The organism is Ensifer sp. CCNWLY38 (assembly GCF_037120565.1).
Taxonomy (GTDB): Bacteria; Pseudomonadota; Alphaproteobacteria; order Rhizobiales; family Rhizobiaceae; genus Ensifer; species Ensifer adhaerens_H.
Genome location: NZ_JBBBBO010000004.1, coordinates 283,820 through 303,904 on the forward strand (window position 1 = coordinate 283,820; position 20,085 = coordinate 303,904).

18 protein-coding genes and 1 riboswitch are annotated in these 20,085 nt (G+C 62.2%); of the genes, 11 read left to right on the plus strand and 7 right to left on the minus strand.

The window, feature by feature from the left end:
* Positions 1-9 precede the first annotated feature (9 nt).
* Both derI and V7S54_RS10970 read left to right on the plus strand, forming a co-directional pair.
* Positions 10-453 (plus strand): D-erythrulose-4-phosphate isomerase, encoded by a 444-nt coding sequence (gene derI, locus V7S54_RS10965; RefSeq protein ID WP_058321847.1) that lies wholly within the window; start codon positions 10-12, stop codon positions 451-453.
* A 208-nt stretch (positions 454-661) separates the two neighbouring features.
* Entirely contained in the window at positions 662-1,945 is a 1,284-nt protein-coding gene (locus V7S54_RS10970; protein WP_065375021.1) for a low temperature requirement protein A, read from the plus strand.
* A 393-nt stretch (positions 1,946-2,338) separates the two neighbouring features.
* Here V7S54_RS10970 and V7S54_RS10975 read toward each other — a convergent pair whose 3' ends face one another.
* The 7 genes from V7S54_RS10975 to V7S54_RS11005 all read right to left on the minus strand — a co-directional run bounded on the left by V7S54_RS10975 (position 2,339) and on the right by V7S54_RS11005 (position 8,779).
* Positions 2,339-2,812, minus strand: a complete 474-nt coding sequence (locus tag V7S54_RS10975; protein ID WP_065375020.1) for a 6,7-dimethyl-8-ribityllumazine synthase — start codon at positions 2,810-2,812, stop codon at positions 2,339-2,341.
* A 91-nt stretch (positions 2,813-2,903) separates the two neighbouring features.
* Positions 2,904-3,053: riboswitch (FMN riboswitch) on the minus strand.
* Between the two features lie 176 nt (positions 3,054-3,229).
* A complete protein-coding gene (locus V7S54_RS10980) occupies positions 3,230-3,574 on the minus strand; it encodes a TfoX/Sxy family protein (protein WP_065375019.1) in 345 nt (114 codons plus the stop codon).
* Between the two features lie 94 nt (positions 3,575-3,668).
* Positions 3,669-4,730 carry an ABC transporter ATP-binding protein gene (locus V7S54_RS10985; protein ID WP_065375018.1) on the minus strand — a complete coding sequence of 354 codons (1,062 nt, stop codon included), beginning with the start codon at positions 4,728-4,730 and terminating at the stop codon, positions 3,669-3,671.
* Between the two features lie 11 nt (positions 4,731-4,741).
* On the minus strand, positions 4,742-5,524 hold the full coding sequence (locus V7S54_RS10990; RefSeq protein ID WP_057253380.1) for an ABC transporter permease: 783 nt from the start codon (positions 5,522-5,524) through the stop codon (positions 4,742-4,744).
* Positions 5,521-6,402 carry an ABC transporter permease gene (locus tag V7S54_RS10995; RefSeq protein WP_057253381.1) on the minus strand — a complete coding sequence of 294 codons (882 nt, stop codon included), beginning with the start codon at positions 6,400-6,402 and terminating at the stop codon, positions 5,521-5,523. Before V7S54_RS10995 ends, V7S54_RS10990 begins: the two co-directional genes overlap by 4 nt.
* A gap of 186 nt (positions 6,403-6,588) precedes the next feature.
* A complete protein-coding gene (locus tag V7S54_RS11000; protein WP_065375017.1) occupies positions 6,589-7,695 on the minus strand; it encodes an ABC transporter substrate-binding protein in 1,107 nt (368 codons plus the stop codon).
* Positions 7,696-7,900: 205 nt separating this feature from the next.
* On the minus strand, positions 7,901-8,779 hold the full coding sequence (locus tag V7S54_RS11005; RefSeq protein WP_065375016.1) for a MurR/RpiR family transcriptional regulator: 879 nt from the start codon (positions 8,777-8,779) through the stop codon (positions 7,901-7,903).
* 174 nt (positions 8,780-8,953) lie between these two features.
* On the opposite strand from V7S54_RS11005, the gene V7S54_RS11010 reads away from it, so the two are divergent.
* The 9 genes from V7S54_RS11010 (at position 8,954) to V7S54_RS11050 (ending at position 19,985) form a co-directional block, all read left to right on the plus strand.
* Positions 8,954-9,727 (plus strand): N-formylglutamate amidohydrolase, encoded by a 774-nt coding sequence (locus tag V7S54_RS11010; protein ID WP_083203687.1) that lies wholly within the window; start codon positions 8,954-8,956, stop codon positions 9,725-9,727.
* Between the two features lie 113 nt (positions 9,728-9,840).
* Positions 9,841-11,394, plus strand: a complete 1,554-nt coding sequence (locus V7S54_RS11015; protein WP_065375014.1) for an amino acid permease — start codon at positions 9,841-9,843, stop codon at positions 11,392-11,394.
* Positions 11,395-11,544: 150 nt separating this feature from the next.
* Positions 11,545-12,909: a glutamine synthetase family protein gene (locus V7S54_RS11020; protein WP_065375013.1), complete on the plus strand. Its 1,365-nt coding sequence runs from the start codon at positions 11,545-11,547 to the stop codon at positions 12,907-12,909.
* Between the two features lie 85 nt (positions 12,910-12,994).
* A complete protein-coding gene (locus V7S54_RS11025; protein WP_065375012.1) occupies positions 12,995-14,380 on the plus strand; it encodes an aldehyde dehydrogenase family protein in 1,386 nt (461 codons plus the stop codon).
* A complete protein-coding gene (locus V7S54_RS11030) occupies positions 14,377-15,522 on the plus strand; it encodes an iron-containing alcohol dehydrogenase (protein WP_065375011.1) in 1,146 nt (381 codons plus the stop codon). Before V7S54_RS11025 ends, V7S54_RS11030 begins: the two co-directional genes overlap by 4 nt.
* A gap of 239 nt (positions 15,523-15,761) precedes the next feature.
* Positions 15,762-16,508, plus strand: a complete 747-nt coding sequence (locus tag V7S54_RS11035; RefSeq protein WP_065375010.1) for a ParA family protein — start codon at positions 15,762-15,764, stop codon at positions 16,506-16,508.
* A 192-nt stretch (positions 16,509-16,700) separates the two neighbouring features.
* The gene (locus V7S54_RS11040; RefSeq protein WP_065375009.1) at positions 16,701-17,420 is read left to right on the plus strand and encodes a ParA family protein; all 720 of its coding nucleotides are present in this window, start codon (positions 16,701-16,703) and stop codon (positions 17,418-17,420) included.
* Between the two features lie 464 nt (positions 17,421-17,884).
* Positions 17,885-19,405: a globin-coupled sensor protein gene (locus V7S54_RS11045; RefSeq protein ID WP_065375008.1), complete on the plus strand. Its 1,521-nt coding sequence runs from the start codon at positions 17,885-17,887 to the stop codon at positions 19,403-19,405.
* 175 nt (positions 19,406-19,580) lie between these two features.
* Complete coding sequence (locus V7S54_RS11050; RefSeq protein WP_336556961.1) at positions 19,581-19,985, plus strand: SMI1/KNR4 family protein; 405 nt, start codon at positions 19,581-19,583, stop codon at positions 19,983-19,985.
* Positions 19,986-20,085 lie beyond the last annotated feature (100 nt).

Sequence of the window (20,085 nt, forward strand, 5' to 3'; positions counted from 1 at the left end):
GGAACAATCATGAAGATTGCAATCGGGGCAGACAGCGCCGGCAAGCCCCTGCTGGATGTGATCGCCGCCCATCTCGGCGGCAGGGACGACGTGGAGGTCGTGGACCTCAGCCAGTCCGGCTTTTACGCGGATCTCGCGCAGAAGTTGGCGCAGCAGGTCGTCGAGGGCAAGCACGACCGCGGCATCCTGTTCTGCGGCACCGGCATCGGCGTCTGCATCTCGGCCAACAAGGTGCCGGGCATTCGCGCCGCACTGACGCACGACACCTATTCGGCCGAGCGTGCGGCGAAGTCGAACAACGCCCAGATCATCACCATGGGTGCGCGGGTCATCGGGCCGGAGTTGGCGAAGTCGATCGTCGATACCTGGCTCGCGTCCGAGTTCGACCCGAATGGTCCTTCGGCCGGCAACGTCGATGCGATCGATCGCCTGGATTCCGTCAGAGCGGGGTGAGGAAAGTGTGTGCGGTTTTCCGCCCGCATTCCTCTCTTGCTAAGGCCTGAACCCAATATCGCGACGCCCGTTGATCCTCCCTCAGGCATCGTGACGAGACGCCCGGCAGAGATGCCGGGCGTTTTCATATCTGGCGCGCACCACGCCTTGACGACGCTTCCGCAAATATTTGAATATGCTTGCAGATCGTCAGCAGGGACCTTACCGCATGAGCGAAGCAACCTCGACCGAGCCGCATCCGAGCGCTCACCACCACGTGGCCCGCATGAGCGGTCGCGATACGCTTGAGCATCACAGGACTGCGACGACACTCGAACTCCTGTTCGACCTCACCTTCGTCATCGCCTTCAGCCTAGCCGCCTCGCAGCTCGCGCATCTCTTCGCCGAGGGCCACTTCACCGCAGGGCTGATCGGCTTCGGCTTTGCCACCTTCGCCATCTGCTGGGCCTGGATCAATTTCAGCTGGTTCGCATCGGCCTACGACACCGACGACTGGATCTTTCGCAGCGTCACCATGGTGCAGATGGTCGGCGTGCTGATCCTGGCAATCGGACTGCCGCCGATGTTCGAATCGATCGACAAGGGCGAGCACCTCAACAACGGTGTTATGGTGCTCGGCTATGTCGTCATGCGCGTGGCGATGGTCTTTCAATGGCTGCGCGCCAGCCGGCAGGATCCGGCGCGGCAGGAGGCCTGCATGGCCTATGTGAAGGCGATCAGCGTCGCCCAGCTTGGCTGGATCATTCTGATCTTCTTCGACTTCTCCTTGGCCGTGACTTTTGCCATGGTCGTCGCGCTGACCGCGGTCGAGATGCTCGGTCCTTATGTGGCCGAGATGCGCTACGGCGGTACGCCCTGGCACGCGCATCACATCGCCGAGCGTTACGGGCTGCTGGCGATCATCGCGCTCGGGGAAGGGGTGGTCGGAACGGTCGCCTCGATCTCGGCGGTGGTCGAGGGGGCGGGCTGGAACCTCGATGTCGCACTTGTCTGCCTGGCGGGCACGGGGCTCACCTTCGGCATGTGGTGGATCTATTTTCTGCTGCCGAGCGCCGAAGTCCTGCACCATCACCGCCTCAAGCGGTCCTTCGTCTGGGGCTATGGCCACATTGCGATCTTCGCCGCGATCGTGGCGACCGGCGCCGGGCTGCATGTGGCGGCCTATTATATCGAGCACAAGGCGCATATTGGCTCGGTCGCAACCGTGCTGACGGTCGCGGTTCCAGTCGGACTCTACATCGGGCTGCTCTACGCGATGTACGCGTATCTGCTGCGGCAGACGAACCGGCTGCATCTCTGGCTGCTTGCAGGCACGGCGTTGGTGCTGGCTGCGTCCATCGTCGCGGCGATGGTTGGGCTCGATATGGCGATGTGCCTGATCATCCTGATGTTTGCACCCGTGATCACCGTCGTCGGCTACGAGGCCGGCGGCCACCGTCACCGCCTGGCGGCGCTGGAGCGTAGCCTGCATGAGGGCGAGGCAGCGCGGTAGGCGCGAATTTGAGAGTCGGAACAGGAGGTTATCGGCCGGGGCTGGCGGTTTGATTCAGGTGGTTCAGAGGTTGATTCAAAAGGCGCGCCGTCACCATGAGGGGCCGTGAGCCTGGAGCGCATGGAGCGCTTTGCCCCTCACCCTAGCCCTCTCCCCGCAGGCGGGGAGAGGGGACAGTCGAGCGTGCCGCGGGCTTCTCATTCCGTAGCGGATGTAGGAGCGGTGCTGCGGCGAAGCATCGTCAATCCTGCTTGTATCAAACGGCCGCGGTCGGGCACGGAGCGGAGCGTGCCACGCGTGTCCTTCTCCCCGCGAGCGGGGAGAAGGTGGCGGCAGCCGGATGAGGGGCGAGCCCATCAGGCGGTGCGCTGGATCACGTGGGCGCGTCGCCGATCAGGCGTTGACAAGCGCCAGCTTGGCGCGGGCATCCAAAATCTGCGAGCAGGCGTTGGCCGCTTCCGTGCCCTTGGTGACGAAGTGCTCGCGGAAGAAGGCGATCAGCGGTTCGCTTTCCTGGAAATTGTGTGGCGTCAGCACGGCCGAAAGCACCGGCACGCCGGTGTCGAGCTGGACGCGCATCATGCCGTCGAGCACGGTGCCGGCGACGAAGTCGTGGCGGTAGATGCCGCCGTCCACGACGAAGGCGGTGCCGAGGATCGCCGCATAGCGGCCGGTCTTGGCCAGCGTCTGCGCATGCAGCGGGATTTCGAGTGCGCCCGGCACGTCAAAGATCTCGACGTCGGCCGCAGAGTCGCCGAGCTTCGTCCACTGCGCGATGAAGGCATCAACACAGCGGTCGACGATATCGGCGTGCCAGCGGGCGCGTACAATCGCAATCTTGGCGGTGGGGTGGGAAAGAATGGTCATGGTCTCAAGCCTTTCAGGGTTTGGCGTTTTCCAATGATCCCGTCGGGCGAACATGCATGCGCGCGAGGTCCCGCGTGGGGCTCACGTTGCTGCTTGCTCTCTTCCATCCGGACTGTGACCGTCGGCTCCGGAATCTGACCGGATCTGCTGACCTCCAGGGCAAAACCCCGAAGCGCTCGCGGGCTTCGGCCTTTCGGCCGCTACCGCCGGTGGGGAATTTCGCCCCGCCCTGAGAACACCGCGACTATATAGGCCGGGGCTGCCCGGTCAAACGCACGCCGCGACGAAAAGAGCAGAAATCACGACAGATTTTTGCTTGTGGGGTGCAGGTGAGGACAAATTCGTTCCCGCCAGGACATCAATCCGGGTGGTCACGTTGCCCGCAGCCGAGGTGGCAACATTCTGAACGCGTGGCACTTATCCGCGCAGATCGTCGTCTTCGGCGGCAACCGCCCGCCCGGCCCAGTGGAGGAGGGCATCCCGGTCGTCGAGGCAGTCGACAGGCGCTTCGTAGAAGCGGTGCACGACCACAGTCTTGCCGCCCTTCTCATAGGTGAACGGCTGGCAACCCTCGGCGATAAGCGCGTCTTTCAGCGCCTGATCAACCCTGAAATAGAGGCGGTCCTTGATGCTGACGGCAAAGCGCTTTTCAGCGAGAAGATAGGCCCAACCGCCGAAGAAACGGTCTATCTGGACGGGTCCGATGTCGGAGAGTTCATCCTGAACGTGCCTGACGAAGGCGCTTGGTTCAGCCTTGGCCATGATCGCAACCTCGCGGTTTCTGGCAATAGTACACCGAGGCGCGGAATAACCGCTGGCGCCACAGGCGCCAGCGTTCATCGGTCTTCTGCAAGGCCTACTCGCGGATGACCAGCAGATCCTTGGCGGCAAAGCGCAGCGTGACGTTGTCGCCGGAAACCGGCGGGGTCACGCCCGGATTGTTGAACATGTCGAAGGAGATGACATCGCCGCCGACGCGAAGCCGCGTACGGATGACCGAGCCGAGGAAGCTCGTTGAGACGACTTCGCCGGCAAGCGACGTGTCGCCCGTGGCGCCCTCGGCAATCGAGCCGGCTTCAGGACGCAGCGCCAGCGAGATGTTGTCGCCGCCCTTCATGCCGGTGATTGAATCCTTCAGCGAGACGCGCTGGTCGCCAATCGTCACGGCGCCTGCCGCCGGATCCGCGACCTTGCCTTCGATGATGTTCAGGGTGCCGACGAAGGAGGCGACGAAGCGCGTCGAGGGCGTGTTGTAGATCTCGAAGGGGGTGCCGATCTGGTCGGCACGTCCGGCATTCATGACGACGATGCGATCGGAGATCGACAGCGCCTCTTCCTGGTCGTGGGTGACGAAGACCGTGGTGATGCCGAGCTGCTGCTGGATCTGCCGGATTTCTTCGCGCAGCGACACGCGGATCTTGGCGTCGAGCGCCGAAAGCGGCTCGTCGAGCAGCAGCACCTGCGGCTTGACCGCAATGGCGCGGGCAAGCGCCACGCGCTGCTGCTGGCCGCCGGAGAGCTGGTAGGGGAAGCGGTCCGCCAGGTGCTCGAGCTTGATCAGCCCGAGCATCTGCTTCACCCGTGCGTCGATCTCCGACTTGTCAGTGCCTGCGACCTTGAGGCCGAAGGCAACGTTGTCATGCACGTTCATGTTCGGAAACAGCGCATAGGCCTGAAACACCATGCCGATGTTGCGCTGGTTGGGTTTCAACGACCCTTGGTCCTTGCCGTTGATCACGATAGAGCCGGCGGAGGGTGTCTCGAAGCCGGCGATCATGCGCAGGACGGTCGTCTTGCCGCAGCCGGACGGACCCAGGAAGGAGACGAATTCGCCCTTCTCGATGTCCATGTCGAAATCGTGCACGACGTGAACAGGGCCGAAGGACTTCTTGATGCTGGTGAGTGACAGAAAACTCATGGGTGCGGTCCTCAGGCCTTGGGAGGCGCGCTTTTTTGAAAGCGCGAGACGAGCTGGATGAGGCCGAGGCAGCCCCAGGTGATGCCGAATGCGATAACGGCGAGTGCGGCGGGCTCATAGGCGCGGTTGGCGCCGAGAAGCTGCATGTACGGGCCGAAGGCCGGGCGGTTCAGAAGTGCCGCCATGGTGAACTCGCCGATGACGATGGCAAAGGTCAGGAAGGCGCCTGAAAGCACGGCGACGAGCACGTTCGGCAGAATGATCTTGGCGAGGATCGTCGCCCAACCGGCGCCGAGGCTTTGGGCGGCCTCGGTCAGGGTGGCGACGTCGATGGTGCGAAGGCCGGTGTCGACCGCGCGGTACATGTAGGGCAGAGCGAGCGTCGCGTAGCCGAACATCAGGAGGATGTTGGTCCCCGTCAGCGAGCCCGTCAGCGGCAGCCAGCTCGAGGTGTTGTAGAGCCGGATATAGCCGAAGACGATGACGATCGCCGGGATAACGAGCGGCAGAAGCGTGATGAACTCGATATAGGGGCGCAGCCGCGGCAGCTTCAGCCGGACCCAATAGGCGGTGGGTACGACGAGCAGCACGCCGAAGACGATGGTGAACAGCGCCTGCAGCACCGAATAGCTGAAGGTTTCCTGGAAGCGCGGATCGGCGAAAACCTTCTGATAGGCGTCGAAGGAATATTCGCCACGGCGCATCTTCAAGGAAAAGTTGGTCATACCGATGAGCGGCAGGGTGAAGTAGAGGAGGCCGAAAACGAGGGCTCCCCAGGCCCAGATCTTCTTCATTTCAGCCACCTTTCGCTGCGGCCGCGAAGCCAGATGTAGATCGCGTTGGCGATGCCGGTGACGACGATCATGCCGAAGGCAAGCGCGTAGCCGAGATGCGGATTGCCGAGCACGTCGCCTCGGATCTGGGCAAAGAGCAGGATCGGCACGATCGACAGCGAAGAGCCGGTGAGCGCGATCGCGGTTGCAACCGCGCCGAAGGCGTTGGCGAAGAGCAGCGCCAGGGTGCCGAGCAGCGAGGGAAGCAGGATCGGGAAGGCGACCATGCGCCAGTACTGCAGGCCGGTGGCCCCGAGAATTTCAGCTGCCTCGCGCCATTCGCGCTTTAGCCCGTCGAGCGCCGGCGTGATGATCAGGATCATCAGCGGGATTTGGAAGAAGAGGTAGGTGACTGTCAGCCCCCAGAAAGACAGGAGGTTGAAGCCGAGCATTCTAAGGTCGAGACCGAAGTTCGAGCGCAGGAACACCGTAACGATGCCGACCGGGCCGAGGGTCGCGAGAAAGGCGAAGGCGAGCGGCACGCCGGCAAAGTTGGAGGCAACGCCGGAAAAGGTCAGAAGCGGCCCGCGGATGCCCTTCGGCAAGCCGCCGAAGACAATGGCCGAGGCCATGGCAAAGCCAATCAGGCAGCCGAGGAGCGCCGAGGCTATGCTGATCTTGATCGAGATCCAGTAGGCCGCAAGGATCGAGGGCGTGAACAGGCCACGGATGTTCTCGAACGTGAAGCTGCCATCCGGTGTCTGAAAGGCGCCGACCACGATCTTTGCCGTCGGCAATATCAGAAACAGCGTCACAAAGGCGGCAAAGGGCAGAATGCCCAGCCAGTGAAGCGGTAGGCGACGCGCCGGCGGGCTGGCGTCGGGTTTAGCAGATGACATTCCGTTCGCGCCCCTGAAACCGCGTTATCGACGCGGGCGTTATTGATACTTGCAAGTTAGAGCGGGGTGCGGGCTGAAACCCGCGCACATTTTTCCTCATTCCGCTCCAAAGACTTGAATTCCTTACGAATAACTTATGTCGCCCCGGCCGGAAAACCGGCCGAGGCGACATGTCTGTGGAAAGACTTACTGAACGTTCGCGCCGACGACGGAATCCCAGCCGCCGGTGACGGCAGCCTTGTTGGCATCGACTTCTTCGAGCGTCGGGAAGTAGGCCTTTTCATAAGACGCTGCCGGCGGCAGGGCGTCGATCAGTGCCTGCGGAACCTTGCCGGCCTTGACCATCGCGTTGAAGCGGGTCGGGTGGCAGAAGCCCTTGAGCCAGCCGAGCTGACCTTCGTCGGAATAGAGGTGCTCCATCCACAGCTTCGCTGCGTTCGGGTGCGGCGCGTAGGCCGAGATGCCCTGAACGTAGACGCCGGCGAGAACGCCGCTGGCCGGAACGACGACTTCGGTCGGCGGGTTGCCGGCAAGCGTCTTGGCCCAGCCGAGCGCGTTGTAGTCCCAGGCGACGATGATCGGGGTCGAGCCCTGGGCGAGCGTACCGGACTTGCCGATGACCGGAACGAAGTTGCCGGCCTTGTTCAGTTCGGCGAAGTAGCCGAGGCCAGCTTCACCGGCTTCCTTGCCCGACTTTGCGCCCTTGGCAAGGCCGGCGGCGAGAACGCCGAGGATCGCCTGGTTGGAAGCGCGCGGATCGCCGGCAAGCGCGACCTGGCCGGCATATTCCGGCTTCAGAAGGTCGGCCCAGTCCTTCGGCGCATCCTTGACGAGATCCTTGTTCACGAGGAAGGACATCACGCCGTAGTAGTCGCCGTACCAGTAGCCTTCGGCATCCTTGACGCTGTCCGGGATCTCGTCCCAGGTGGAAACCTTGTAGGGCTGCAGCAGGCCTTCGGCCTTCATCTGCGGGCCGAAGGCGAGGCCGACGTCGACAACGTCAGGAGCCTGCGGGCCCTTGTTGTCCTTATTGGCCTTGACGGCCTCGACTTCGTCGGCAGAGCCTGCGTCCGGGTTCAGTTCGTTGACCTGGATTTCCGGATACTTGGCCTTGAAGGCGGCGATGACGTCGCCATAGCCGCACCAGTCGTGGGGCAGGGCGACGGTCGTCAGCATGCCTTCCTTCTTGGCGGCTTCGATGAGTTCGGCGCTCGGCTCGGCGGCGGCGATTGCGGTCGTCGCCAGCAAAACGGCGGTGGAAAGCGAAAGCAGGCGATGGGTTCTTGAAATCACTGGTGTTCTCCTTATGGGTTTAGTCAAATTCGTGGGGTATTCAGTCGATTTCGGCTAGGCTGTTAAAGAGATGCCATGAAAGTAATGTGACAGCGGTTTATCCGTTCGCGCCGCCTATGTCGTTGGAAGAACATTTCTTTTTCTGGCGGGGTGGCTCACTGTCGCACAACTGTATGAAATTCCGTGAACGGGTCGGCGAGCACTCCTAGACGGGTTTGCGAAAGATGCGGGTGGAATCGAAAAGGCCTTCGAGCGTTTTCATTCGATCCCGGGTTTCCTCCCAGTTCGAACTTTGCACCGCCTCGATCAGAGCCTCGGTCAGGAACAGGATCACCACCGAGCTGTCCCAGGCTGACGGTACTTCGATCTGCGAGCGGAACACGCGGGAGGCGGATTTGGCGACCGGCGAAGTCCAGCGATCGGTGAAGAGGATGATCTCGACGCCACGCTCGCGGGCGGATTTGGCGAGCGTCGCCATCTCCTGCTCGTAGCGGCGGATGTCGAAGAGAATCAAGACGTCGCCCTGGCGCATGTCGAGCACGTAGTGCGGCCAGGCGCTGGCGTTGGAGGCGATCTCTGTGACACCCGGCCGGATGACTTGAAGATGGGTGAAGAGATAGTCGGCAAGCGCATGGGTGATGCGGCCGCCGAGCAGATAGATGCTGCGCTTACGGTCGGCGATGAGGGCGGCGGCCTCGTCGAATTCCCGTGGATCGATTTGGGTCAGCGTCTCGCGCAGATTGCCGGTGATCGCGTCGGCGAAGCGGTTGAGCGTGTGGGTTCCCGGCGCGTTGGCGGCCCAGCGGTCATGCTTGGTGATCGGATTGGAGATCGTTGCTTCCAGTTCCTGGTGCAGCCGCGCCTGGAAATCCGGAAAGCCGCGGAAGCCGAGCTTCTGCACCATGCGCGCGACGGTCGGGGTCGATACGCCAGCGTTCTCGGCGACCGTGGTGATCGAACCGAGTCCCGAAACGGGATAGTTGTCGAGAAGTGTCTCTGCCAGTTGCTTCTCCGCGCGGGTCAGCGCGGTGAAGTGGGCATTGATCACATCCGACACCGTCGTCGATGTCGCCTTGCTGCTCAAAATGTCTCCCCTGAACCGATCTAGAGCCGGTTTGTGACAGATTAAACATCGCTGTCACAATTGGAGTCAATCGCAATTTTGAAGAGATCGTTTCAGATTTCGATTGACACTCGCCAATCTCTGAAGAATTCTTTTCATTAACGAACGTCTAACGGGCAAAAGGGGATGCCGGTGTTGACGCGACTTCTGACCGAAGCAGATGGCGATCCGGTTGCGATCGAAAACGCCACAGGGAAGGGCGATATCGTGCTCGTCTGCGAGCACGCCTCGCGCCGGGTTCCGGAGCGCCTCGGTACGCTCGGGCTTACGGAGCAGGCGCTCGAAAGTCATATCGCCTGGGACCCGGGCGCGCTCGCCGTCGCCAAGCTTCTCGCCGCCAAGCTCGATGCGGCGTTGATCTACCAGCGCTTCTCGCGGCTTGCCTATGATTGCAACCGCCCGCCCGAGGCGGAGGCGGCGATGCCGGTTCTGAGCGAAGTTTACGAGATCCCGGGAAACCGGACGATGACCGACGACGAGCGGCAGGCGCGGGTCGATGAGATCTATCGCCCGTTTCACGATTCGGTCGCCCGCTTCGTTTCCGCGCGCAAGGCCGCCGGCAGGCCGCCGATCCTGGTGACGATGCATAGCTTCACGCCCGTCTATTTCGGCAAGCCGCGGGCCGTCGAGGTCGGTATCCTGCACGATGCGGACAGCCGCCTTGCCGACCACATGCTGGCGGTCGCGACGAAGGGGCAGGTCGCCTACGACATACGCCGCAACGAGCCCTATGGCCCGGCCGACGGCGTTACGCACAGTCTGATTGAATACGGCGTCCTCAACGGACTGCCGAATGTGATGATCGAGATCCGCAACGATCTCATTCGCAATGACATCGGCCAAAGGGTCATGGCCGACTATCTGGAAGGATTGCTGCGCAAAGGCGCAGCGGCACTTTCAGCACAATAAAAGACCCTGGGGAGCGGCTTGGCCGCGGTCCTGTGCCGGCTCGCCGGGACAGGTGGTTGATGGGACCCAGCCGCAATGGGGCGGCCTGGTCTGAAGAAATCAGGGGAAGAAAAATGTCAGACTACAGCGACTTGGACAAAAAGCAGGACATGAGTGTCTTGCACTCGATGGGCTACGCCCAGGAGCTCGAGCGGCGCATGAGCCAGTTCTCGAACTTCGCGGTGTCGTTCTCGATCATCTGCATTCTCTCTGGCGGCATCAATTCGCTCGCCCAGGCGACCGCGGGCGCAGGGGGCGCCGCGATCGGCATCGGCTGGCCGCTTGGCTGCTTCATTTCCTTGGTCTTTGCGGTCGCCATGGCGCAGATCAGCTCGGCCTATCCGACGGCCGGCGGCCTCTATCACTGGGGTTCGATCCTCGGCAACCGCTTCACCGGCTGGCTGACGGCCTGGTTCAACCTGCTCGGCCTCGTCACCGTTCTCGGTGCCATCAACGTCGGCACCTACTACTTCTTCATGGGTTCCTTCGGCACGCCGTATTTCGCACTGGAGGACACGATCACCACGCGTATCGTCTTCCTGGCTGTTATCACCGGCGCGCAGGCGCTCGTGAATCATATGGGCATTGGCCTGACCGCGAAGCTGACGGACTTCTCAGGCTATCTGATCTTCGCAACCGCGATCCTACTTGCCGTCGTTTGCCTCGCAGCCGCCGACAGCTACGATATCGCAAGGCTCTTCACCTTCTCCAACTATTCCGGTGAAGCGGGCGGCAATGTCTGGCCGCAGACGTCGGGCACCTGGGTGTTCCTGCTCGGCCTGCTCCTGCCGATCTACACGATCACCGGCTACGACGCCTCGGCGCACACTTCGGAAGAAACGGTGAAAGCCGCCCATTCCGTGCCGCGCGGCATGGTCTCGTCGGTGCTCTGGTCGGCGCTCTTCGGCTACATCATGCTGTGCTCGTTCGTGCTGATGATCCCGAATATGGACGAAGCCGCCAAGCAGGGCTGGAACGTTTTCTTCTGGTCGATGGATGCTCAGGTCAACCCAGTCATCAAGGACATCCTCTACCTCGCTATTCTCGTCAGCCAGTGGCTATGCGGCCTGGCGACGGTGACCTCGGCGTCGCGCATGATCTTCGCCTTCTCGCGTGACGGCGGCCTGCCGGCCTCCAAGGCGCTTGCCAAGGTGAGCCCGACCTACCGCACGCCGGTCGCGGCCATCTGGACGGCGTCGATCCTCTCCGTTCTGTTCGTCTGGTTCACCTCGCTCGATTTCATGAAGGTCGGTGAAACCCCGGTTTACACGATCGTTGTCTCGTGCACGGTCATCTTCCTGTTCTTCTCCTTCGCGATCCCGATCACACTCGGTCTCTTCGCCTGGGGGACCTCGAAGTGGGACAAGATGGGCCCGTGGAACCTCGGCGAGGGTATGTTCAAGCTCTTCGCGGTGTTGTCGATCATCGCGATGGTGCTGATCTTCGCGCTCGGTATTCAGCCGCCGAACGACCCGGCCCTCTACGTGACCGTCGGCTTCCTGGTTCTGACCGGCGCGGTCTGGTTCGGCCTTGAAAACCGCCGCTTCCGCGGTCCGCCGATCGGTGACGAAGTGGCGCGCCGCCAGGCTGAAATCGCCGCTGCCGAAAAAGCCGTCGGCGAAGTCTAAGCAACGACCGAAAGGCGGGAGCGCTACCGCGACTTCCGCCTTTTCTTTTTCCGGAGCTTGTCCGGTTACTTGAACGGATCACGTCCACGCGGCCCAAAAATATCGTGACCCAAGGGAACGGCCGCGTGACCAAACATGGGATGGAAGTTGATGAGCTATACGTTTGATGAGTTGAAAGAAGACGTCGCCGCCGGGCGCATCGATACGGTTCTCGCCTGCCAGGTCGACATGCAGGGCCGGCTGATGGGCAAGCGCTTCCACGCGCAGTTCTTCGTCGATGGCGCCTGGAAGGAAACGCATAGCTGCAACTACCTGCTTGCGACCGACATGGAGATGGAGACCGTTCCCGGCTACAAGGCGACGAGCTGGGAGAAGGGCTACGGCGACTATACGATGAAGCCGGACCTTTCGACACTTCGCCGCATTCCCTGGCTCGAAGGCACGGCGCTCGTGCTTTGCGACATGCTCGACCACCACACCCACGAGGAAGTGCCGCACTCGCCGCGCGCGATCCTCAAGAAGCAGGTGGCGCGGCTCGAGAAGATGGGGCTCAAGGCCTACATGGCGAGCGAACTCGAATTCTTCCTGTTCGAACAGTCCTACGATGATGCCCGCCAATCCGGCTATCGCGACCTGCAACTCGTCAGCGGCTACAACGAGGACTACCACATCTTCCAGACGACCAAGGAAGAGGACGTGATGCGGGCAATCCGCAACGGCCTGCAGGGCGCCGATATCCCGGTCGAGAATTCCAAGGGCGAGGCGTCGGCCGGGCAGGAGGAGATCAACGTGCGTTACGCCGACGCGCTGACGATGGCCGACCGGCACGCGATCATCAAGAACGGCTGCAAGGAAATCGCCTGGTCGCGCGGCAAGGCGATCACCTTCCTCGCCAAATGGAACTATCAGGCTGCCGGTTCCTCCTCGCATATCCACCAGTCGCTCTGGAGCGCCGACGGCAAGACCTCGAAATTCTACGACGAGAGCGGCAAATACGGCATGTCGGAGATGATGCGCCACTATGTGGCGGGTCTGCTCACCCATGCGAGCGAGATCACCTATTTCCTTGCGCCCTACATCAACTCCTACAAGCGCTTCATGGCCGGCACCTTCGCGCCGACCAAGGCGGTCTGGAGCAAGGACAACCGCACCGCCGGCTATCGTCTTTGCGGCGAGGACACCAAGGCGATCCGCATCGAATGCCGCGTCGGCGGCTCCGATCTCAATCCTTATCTCGCCTTTGCCGCTTTGATCGCCGCCGGCATTTCCGGTATCGAAAACAAGATGGAACTGGAAGCGCCCTTCGTCGGCGACGCCTATGGCGGCAAGGATGTGCGCGAGATCCCGCGTACGCTCCGGGACGCGACGGCGGCGCTGTCGGAATCCAAGATGCTGCGTGCTGCCTTTGGCGACGAGGTCATCGAGCATTACGCGCGGGCCGGGCGCTGGGAGCAGGAAGAATACGATCGCCGTGTGACCGACTGGGAGGTTGCGCGCGGCTTCGAGCGGGCCTGATTGCAGGCTTTGATCTTCAACCGGTGGCCGCTCCTAAAACAGGGTCGGCCACCGAATCATTCGCAATGAAAGCAGGAAAACGATCATGAGCATGATCAAGTGCATTTCGCCCGTGAACGGCGAGGTCTACGCGGAACGCCCGGCGATGCCGCTGGAGCTGGCAAAGCAGGTGGTTTCCCGCGCCCGCCAGGCGCAGAAGGCCTGGGCGCGCCGTCCGCTCGACGAACGTGTCAACCTGGTGCTATCAGGTGTCGCCCGGCTGAACGAGATGGTCGACGAAGTCGTGCCGGAGCTTGCCTGGCAGATGGGCCGGCCGGTGCGCTACGGCGGCGAGTTCAAAGGCTTCAACGAGCGCTCGAACTATGTCGCGACGATCGCCGCCGATGCGCTGAAGCCGCTGGTGATCGAGGAGAGCGACCGCTTCGAGCGCCGCATCGCGCGCGAGCCGCATGGCGTCGTCTTCGTCGTTGCGCCGTGGAACTATCCTTACATGACCGCGATCAACACGGTCGCCCCGGCGCTGATGGCCGGCAACACCGTCATCATCAAGCATGCAAGCCAGACGATCCTCGTCGGTGAGCGTATGGTGCGCGCCTTCGTCGAAGCCGGCGTTCCCGCCGACGTCTTCCAGAACATCTTCCTCGACCATGAGACATCAGCGGCGCTGATTGCTGCCAAGAGCTTCGACTTCGTCAACTTCACCGGTTCGGTCGAAGGCGGCCGGTCGATCGAGCGCGCGGCTGCCGGCACCTTCACCGGTCTCGGCCTCGAACTCGGCGGCAAGGATCCGGGCTACGTCATGGAAGACGCGGACCTTGATGCGGCCGTCGACACGCTGATGGATGGCGCCACCTACAATTCCGGCCAGTGCTGCTGCGGCATCGAGCGCATCTACGTGCATGAAAAGCTTTATGACGCCTTCGTCGAGAAGTCGGTCGCCTGGGTTTCCAACTACAAGCTCGGCAACCCGCTCGATCCGGAAACGACGCTCGGTCCGATGGCGAACAAGCGCTTCGCCGCGACCGTGCGCGAGCAGATCGCCGATGCGGTCTCCAAGGGCGCCAAGGCGCTGATCGATCCGAAACTCTTTCCTGAGGATGATGGCGGGGCCTATCTCGCGCCGCAGATCCTCACCAATGTCGACCACTCCATGGCCTTCATGCGCGAAGAAACCTTTGGTCCGGCCGTCGGCATCATGAAGGTGAAGAGCGACAGCCAGGCGATCGAGCTGATGAACGACAGCCAGTACGGGCTCACCGCATCGCTCTGGACCAAGGATGCCGAGCGCGCCGCGCGCATCGGCGCCGACATCGAGACCGGCACCGTCTTCATGAACCGCGCCGACTATCTCGACCCGGCGCTTTGCTGGACCGGCGTCAAGGAAACCGGCCGTGGCGGCTCGCTCTCGGTCATCGGCTTCCAGAACCTTACCCGTCCGAAATCCTATCATCTGAAGAAAGTCACCGCATGACCATCACCGCCAACTGGAGCTATCCGACCGCCATCAAGTTCGGTGCCGGCCGGATCAAGGAGCTTGCCGACCATTGCAAGGCGGTCGGCATGAAGAAGCCGCTCTTGATCACCGACCGCGGCCTTGCGCCGATGGCGATCACGCAGAATGCGCTCGACATCCTCGCGGCCGCCGATCTCGGCCGGGCGATCTTCGCCGATGTCGATCCGAACCCGAATGACGTCAACCTCGAAGCCGGCGTGAAGGCGTTCAAGGACGGCGGCCATGACGGCGTCGTCGCCTTCGGCGGCGGCTCGGGCCTCGATCTCGGCAAGTGCGTCGCCTTCATGGCCGGGCAAAGCCGCCCGGTCTGGGATTTCGAGGACATCGGCGACTGGTGGACCCGCGCGAGCGTCGAGGGCATCGCGCCGATCGTCGCCGTGCCGACGACGGCCGGCACCGGCTCGGAAGTCGGCCGCGCCAGCGTCATCACCAATTCCGCAAGCCACGTGAAGAAGGTGATCTTCCATCCGAAGTTCCTGCCTGCTGTCACGATCTGCGACCCGGAACTGACGGTCGGCATGCCCAGAGTGATCACCGCCGGCACCGGCATGGATGCGTTTGCCCACTGCCTGGAAGCCTATTCCTCGCCGTTCTACCATCCGATGTCGGCCGGTATCGCGCTCGAAGGCATGCGGCTGGTGAAAGAATACCTGCCGCGTGCCTACAAGGACGGCACCGACATCGAGGCCCGCGCCAACATGATGAGTGCCGCCGCCATGGGTGCCGTCGCCTTCCAAAAGGGGCTCGGCGCCATCCACTCGCTGTCGCATCCGGTGGGCGCGATCTACAACACCCATCACGGCATGACCAATGCGGTGGTGATGCCGCCGGTGCTGCGTTTCAACCGCCCGGCGATCGAAGAGAAGATCGTGCGCGCCGCCGCCTATCTCGGCATTTCCGGCGGCTTCGACGGCTTTTACGACTACGTGCTGAAGCTGCGCGAGGAACTCGGCGTGCCGGACAAGCTCGCAGCACTCGGCGTCGGTACCGACCGCATCGACGAGATGTCAGAGATGGCGATCGTCGACCCGACGGCGGGCGGCAACCCGGTGGAGCTGACGCTGGACGCTGCGAAGAAACTCTTCCGCGAGTGCATCTGACATAGTGTGGCTGGCGCCTCGCCCGGGTGAGGCGCCAGATCTCCCTTAGTTTAGAGGGGTCGAAAATACCACTTGCCATTGCAGTCGATTTGTCACCTAATTGTCACGGAACTGTCACGATTTGGTTCCCTGGAAGCGTGTCCTTTACAGTTCGTTTACCGCGATCTGAAACGCTTCCATTAGAGCGTGCGTATGTTTCGGCCCGGAACCAGAGGGCCGCGGTGAGTTAGGGTCGAGCAATGGCGATTATGTCCCTCGCGAATGCGAAGGGGGGAGCTGGCAAGACGACGGCAGCGTTGCTGCTCGCCAGCGAGCTTGCCCGGCGCGGCGACCGGGTTGCGGTTCTCGATTGCGACCAGCTTGCCTGCATGACCGACTGGTTTAGGCACGGTCGAAGCGACAGCAATCTCTCCGTCATCTCCGGTGTCACCACGACCACCCTTAGCGACCACCTCAGGCGGCTGCGCGGCCGCGTCGAGCATGTGGTCATCGACCTCTCGGGAGCGGCCGACGTGCTGGTCGCGCTTGCGATCGGGCTTTCCGACCTGACGCTGATCCCGGTTCAGGGCTGCGTCATGGATGCGCGCGGCGCCACACAGGTGCTCGAACTGATCCGCTATATCGAGAACAATGCGCACGCCAACATCAACCATGCGGTGCTGTTGACACGGGTCAACGCCATCGTCACGACGCGGGCGATGCGCAAGGTCAAGCTGATGCTGGCCGAATGCAAGATCCGTCTCGTCGATACGCCGCTCGTAGAGCGTACGGCATTTCGCGAACTGTTCGAGCAGGGCGATACGCTCTATTCGCTCGATGCTGCCAGGGTCAGCAATCTGGCAAAGGCCCAGGCCAATGCTTGCGCCTTTGCCGATGACGTGCTGAGGTTGCTGGACCCACCGGGAGAGGCGGCACGGCACGGGCCATTCTCGTCCATGTGCTATCGCGCGCAGCGGACGGCGGACCCGCTTCCGTTGCGGGCCTGAGTTCCGGTCTTTTTCAGCGCTTTTTGGCCCGCCGCCCTACGGCTGCCGGTGATGCCGCATGGCCTGACTGTCAGGTTTGACGTCCCCGCGTTACCAATTCGTTAACCATCTTCTGTAAGGTTTCGTTAAGAAGCGAACCACCGGCCACAGCCGTCGGGTTCAGCGCGGAACATGCACAGAATGAGGAATATCATGGCGGTCATCACTTTCGCCAATGCAAAGGGCGGCGCGGGCAAGACGACGGCGGCGCTGATCCTTTCGACGGAGCTGGCAAGGCAAGGACATCGCGTCGTGGTTCTCGATGCCGATCCGCAGCGCTGGATCACGAGCTGGGCCGAAGTTTCCGGCCACATCGCCAACCTCACGGTGATCTCGCATATCACGCCCGGCTCGCTCGAATGTCATATCCGCGAGATGAAGGATGAGGCGGATTACATCGTCATCGATCTCGCGGGCGCGAAAGACCAAATTGTCGCACTGGCACTGGCCATTTCCGATCAGGTGCTGATCCCGGTGCAGGGGTGCGCCATGGACGCGCGCGGCGCGGCGCAGATCCTCGAACTCATCCGCCAGATCGAGGATCGGTCCAGGCAACGCATCAACCATTCGGTCGTGCTGACCCGCGTCAATTCGCTCGTCACCACGCGCGCGCTGCAGACGATCAAAGCCATGCTCGCCGAACGCGGCGTCTCGGTGCTCGACACGCCGATCGTCGAGCGCGCCGCCTATCGCGAGATCTTCGACTGCGGCGGCACGCTGCAGTCGATGGATCCGGCCCGTGTCAGCAACCTCGACAAGGCGCGTGAAAACGCCTTTGCGCTGGCAAAAGAAGTGCAGTCGCTGTTGCCGGTCAAGGCGCGCCGTTCCTGGGCCGCACGCATGCCGTCCTGGGCGTCGCGCAACGCGGCCTGATCTTTTTCCTGGAATTGTTCCCTTTCAACCGGAATTGAGTTTCGTCAGTTCCGGTTGAATCCTATTTCAGCCTTCGCGAAATAGCTGTTGTCCGTAAGGCTTCTTTTACCCTAGGCTTCTAACAGTGGCCAAGGACACAGCTTGCCCCGCGATATCAGCAATCGGGCAATCGGCCGCCATGACTGCGGCGATGATCTCAGACGCCTACAGCGCCGCGCGTCTTATCAGACGCGCAAAGGTCGCTGTAGCACTTTGAAGTGCTGCATGTTTTTGTCCTTTAATCGAATACGATTAAAGGAAACATGCAGTGCGCCGTCGATCCTGTCTCCATGATCCACTACAGCGCCGCCCGTCTTATCCGGCGCGCAAAGGTCGCTGTATCACTTCGAACTGCTGCATGTTTTGTCCTTAAATCGAATGGGATTTAGGGGGACGTGCAGTAGAGCATGCAGGGAAGTTCGCGCATGAAAACGGAACACGCCGCTGCCGGCACGCAGGATGTTGCCGGTCGTCTGAATTTCATGGCGCTCGATGACGCCGCCAGAACGAGCCTCAAGGCGCTGAAGCCGATCCTCGAGAAGGAACTGAGGCCGGCGCTCGACAAGTTCTATAGCAAGGTGAAGGCGACGCCCGAGACGAAACGGTTCTTCTCGTCCGACAGCCATATTGATCGTGCCAAGGGCGCGCAGGTCGGCCACTGGGCAAACATCGTCGACGCCAACTTCAATGAAGACTATAGCGCCAAGGTCCGCACGATCGGCCAGGTCCACGCGCGCATCGGGCTTGAGCCGCGCTGGTACATCGGCGGCTATGCGCTGATCGCCGAACATCTGATTACCGAAATCGTTAGGGCGCATTGGCCGAAGCGTAGCCTGTTCTCGCGTCAGACCACCTCGGCCGAAGACATGGGCGCGATGCTGTCGAGCCTCGTCAAGGGCGTCTTCCTCGACATGGATCTGTCGATCTCCGTCTATATGGATGCCTCCGACGTCACCAAGCAGCGCGCCGTGCAGGAAGAAGTGCTGGCGGCCGAGCGCACGCTGATCAGCAAGACATTCGGCGCTGCCTTGAAGAAGATCGCCGATGGCGACCTGACGGCGCGCATCGGCTCGGATCTGCCGGTGGCCTATCAGGAGCTTGGCGAAAACTTCAATCACGCGATCGGCGAGCTCTCGCGTGCGATCGGCGGCATCGAGGCCGGCGCCAGCCAGATCCACACCAGCGCCAAGGAGATCGCGGCGGCCGCCGACGATCTGGCCAAGCGCACGGAACGCCAGGCCGCCAATCTCGAGGAGACGGCGGCAGCCGTCGAGCAGGTGACGCGTACCGTCAAGCAGACGGCCGAAGGCGCCAACCAGGCGAACTCGACCGTCATTGCGGCGCGCGCCAATGCCGAGCAGAGCGGCGAGATCGTCAGCCACGCGATCGAGGTGATGCAGGAGATCCAGACGTCGTCGGCCAGCATCGCCCGGATCGTCGACGTGATCGACGAGATTGCCTTCCAGACCAACCTCCTGGCGCTGAACGCCGGCATCGAAGCGGCGCGCGCCGGCGAGGCGGGCAGGGGCTTTGCCGTTGTCGCCTCGGAAGTCCGCGCGCTTGCCCAGCGCTGCGCCGATGCTGCCAAGGACATCCAGGGCCTGATCGCCAAGTCGCGCGGCCAAGTGGACGACGGCGTGAACTCGGTCAACCAGGTGGCGCAGTCGCTGCAGCAGATCGTGGCGCAGGTGGTCGAAGTCAGCTCCGTCTTCGGGGCGATCCACGCCAGCACCGCCGAACAGGCGACCGGCCTGCAGGAAGTCAACACGGCGATCACCCAGATGGACCAGATCACCCAGCAGAACGCCGCGATGGTGGAACAGGCCAATGCCGCAAGCCAGGCGCTGACCGTCGAGGCCGAGCACATCGCCATGCGGCTGCGCGCTTTCCGCACGTCGGGCCAGGTGCAGGTCAATGCCGCTTCGGGGTACCGCGCGGCGGCGTAGCACGCGTCTCGGATGAGGTCAGGTCCGGTCAGGCGGGGCTTGAATAATTCCTTAGATGCGAACTGGTGTCACGCTTTGCAGGCAGGCCCATTGGCTAAGGTAAACTATCTTAGAAAAACAGCAGAGGACATCCCGGCAAATGCGTGTGGCTGGTTTTCAACCCAAGGACGACCTCTTGCCTGACACCGTCGTGGTCGGTGCAGCAATGATGCTAGGCGTTGATTTCCCGCCATTGTACCGCGAGCTAATTCGCACTCACAATGGTGCCTACGGTGATGCAGAGTTCCCTGTGGCGGGAAGCTCGCAAGCCGGTGGATTCGGGTTGTGGCTCTCGCTTCTGCCGTGGGATTCTGAGTCGGTATGGACATCTCTCGCTTGCTGGAGCGAGCATGATTTACCGCGCCAGATCATTCCCTTTGGAGAAGACGGTGGGGGAAATCTGGTATGCTTCGATTATCGCTCATCATCTGAGCCGTCCATTGTGCTCTGGTACCACGAACTGCAAGGTCAGGATGGGATTCACCCCCTTGCAGAGCGTTTTCCAGATTTCCTGACGCTTCTCCGTGAGACCGTCGATTAGACAGCGATCGTGTTAGGTGGCCTTCCGCGCTCCGTGCAACGTTGTCGAGGGGGGAGCAGCGATGATCCGGGGCGTTTCTGTGGGGTTCATTGGGCTGTGG

Bases quoted from the DNA above. Each gene is read 5' to 3' on its own strand.
- derI (WP_058321847.1), top strand. From the start codon at position 10: ATGAAGATTGCAATCGGGGCAGACAGCGCCGGCAAGCCCCTGCTGGAT.
- V7S54_RS10970 (WP_065375021.1), top strand. From the start codon at position 662: ATGAGCGAAGCAACCTCGACCGAGCCGCATCCGAGCGCTCACCACCAC.
- V7S54_RS10975 (WP_065375020.1), bottom strand. From the start codon at position 2,812: ATGACCATTCTTTCCCACCCCACCGCCAAGATTGCGATTGTACGCGCC.
- V7S54_RS10980 (WP_065375019.1), bottom strand. From the start codon at position 3,574: ATGGCCAAGGCTGAACCAAGCGCCTTCGTCAGGCACGTTCAGGATGAA.
- V7S54_RS10985 (WP_065375018.1), bottom strand. From the start codon at position 4,730: ATGAGTTTTCTGTCACTCACCAGCATCAAGAAGTCCTTCGGCCCTGTT.
- V7S54_RS10990 (WP_057253380.1), bottom strand. From the start codon at position 5,524: ATGAAGAAGATCTGGGCCTGGGGAGCCCTCGTTTTCGGCCTCCTCTAC.
- V7S54_RS10995 (WP_057253381.1), bottom strand. From the start codon at position 6,402: ATGTCATCTGCTAAACCCGACGCCAGCCCGCCGGCGCGTCGCCTACCG.
- V7S54_RS11015 (WP_065375014.1), top strand. From the start codon at position 9,841: ATGTCAGACTACAGCGACTTGGACAAAAAGCAGGACATGAGTGTCTTG.
- V7S54_RS11020 (WP_065375013.1), top strand. From the start codon at position 11,545: ATGAGCTATACGTTTGATGAGTTGAAAGAAGACGTCGCCGCCGGGCGC.
- V7S54_RS11025 (WP_065375012.1), top strand. From the start codon at position 12,995: ATGAGCATGATCAAGTGCATTTCGCCCGTGAACGGCGAGGTCTACGCG.
- V7S54_RS11030 (WP_065375011.1), top strand. From the start codon at position 14,377: ATGACCATCACCGCCAACTGGAGCTATCCGACCGCCATCAAGTTCGGT.
- V7S54_RS11035 (WP_065375010.1), top strand. From the start codon at position 15,762: ATGGCGATTATGTCCCTCGCGAATGCGAAGGGGGGAGCTGGCAAGACG.
- V7S54_RS11040 (WP_065375009.1), top strand. From the start codon at position 16,701: ATGGCGGTCATCACTTTCGCCAATGCAAAGGGCGGCGCGGGCAAGACG.
- V7S54_RS11045 (WP_065375008.1), top strand. From the start codon at position 17,885: ATGAAAACGGAACACGCCGCTGCCGGCACGCAGGATGTTGCCGGTCGT.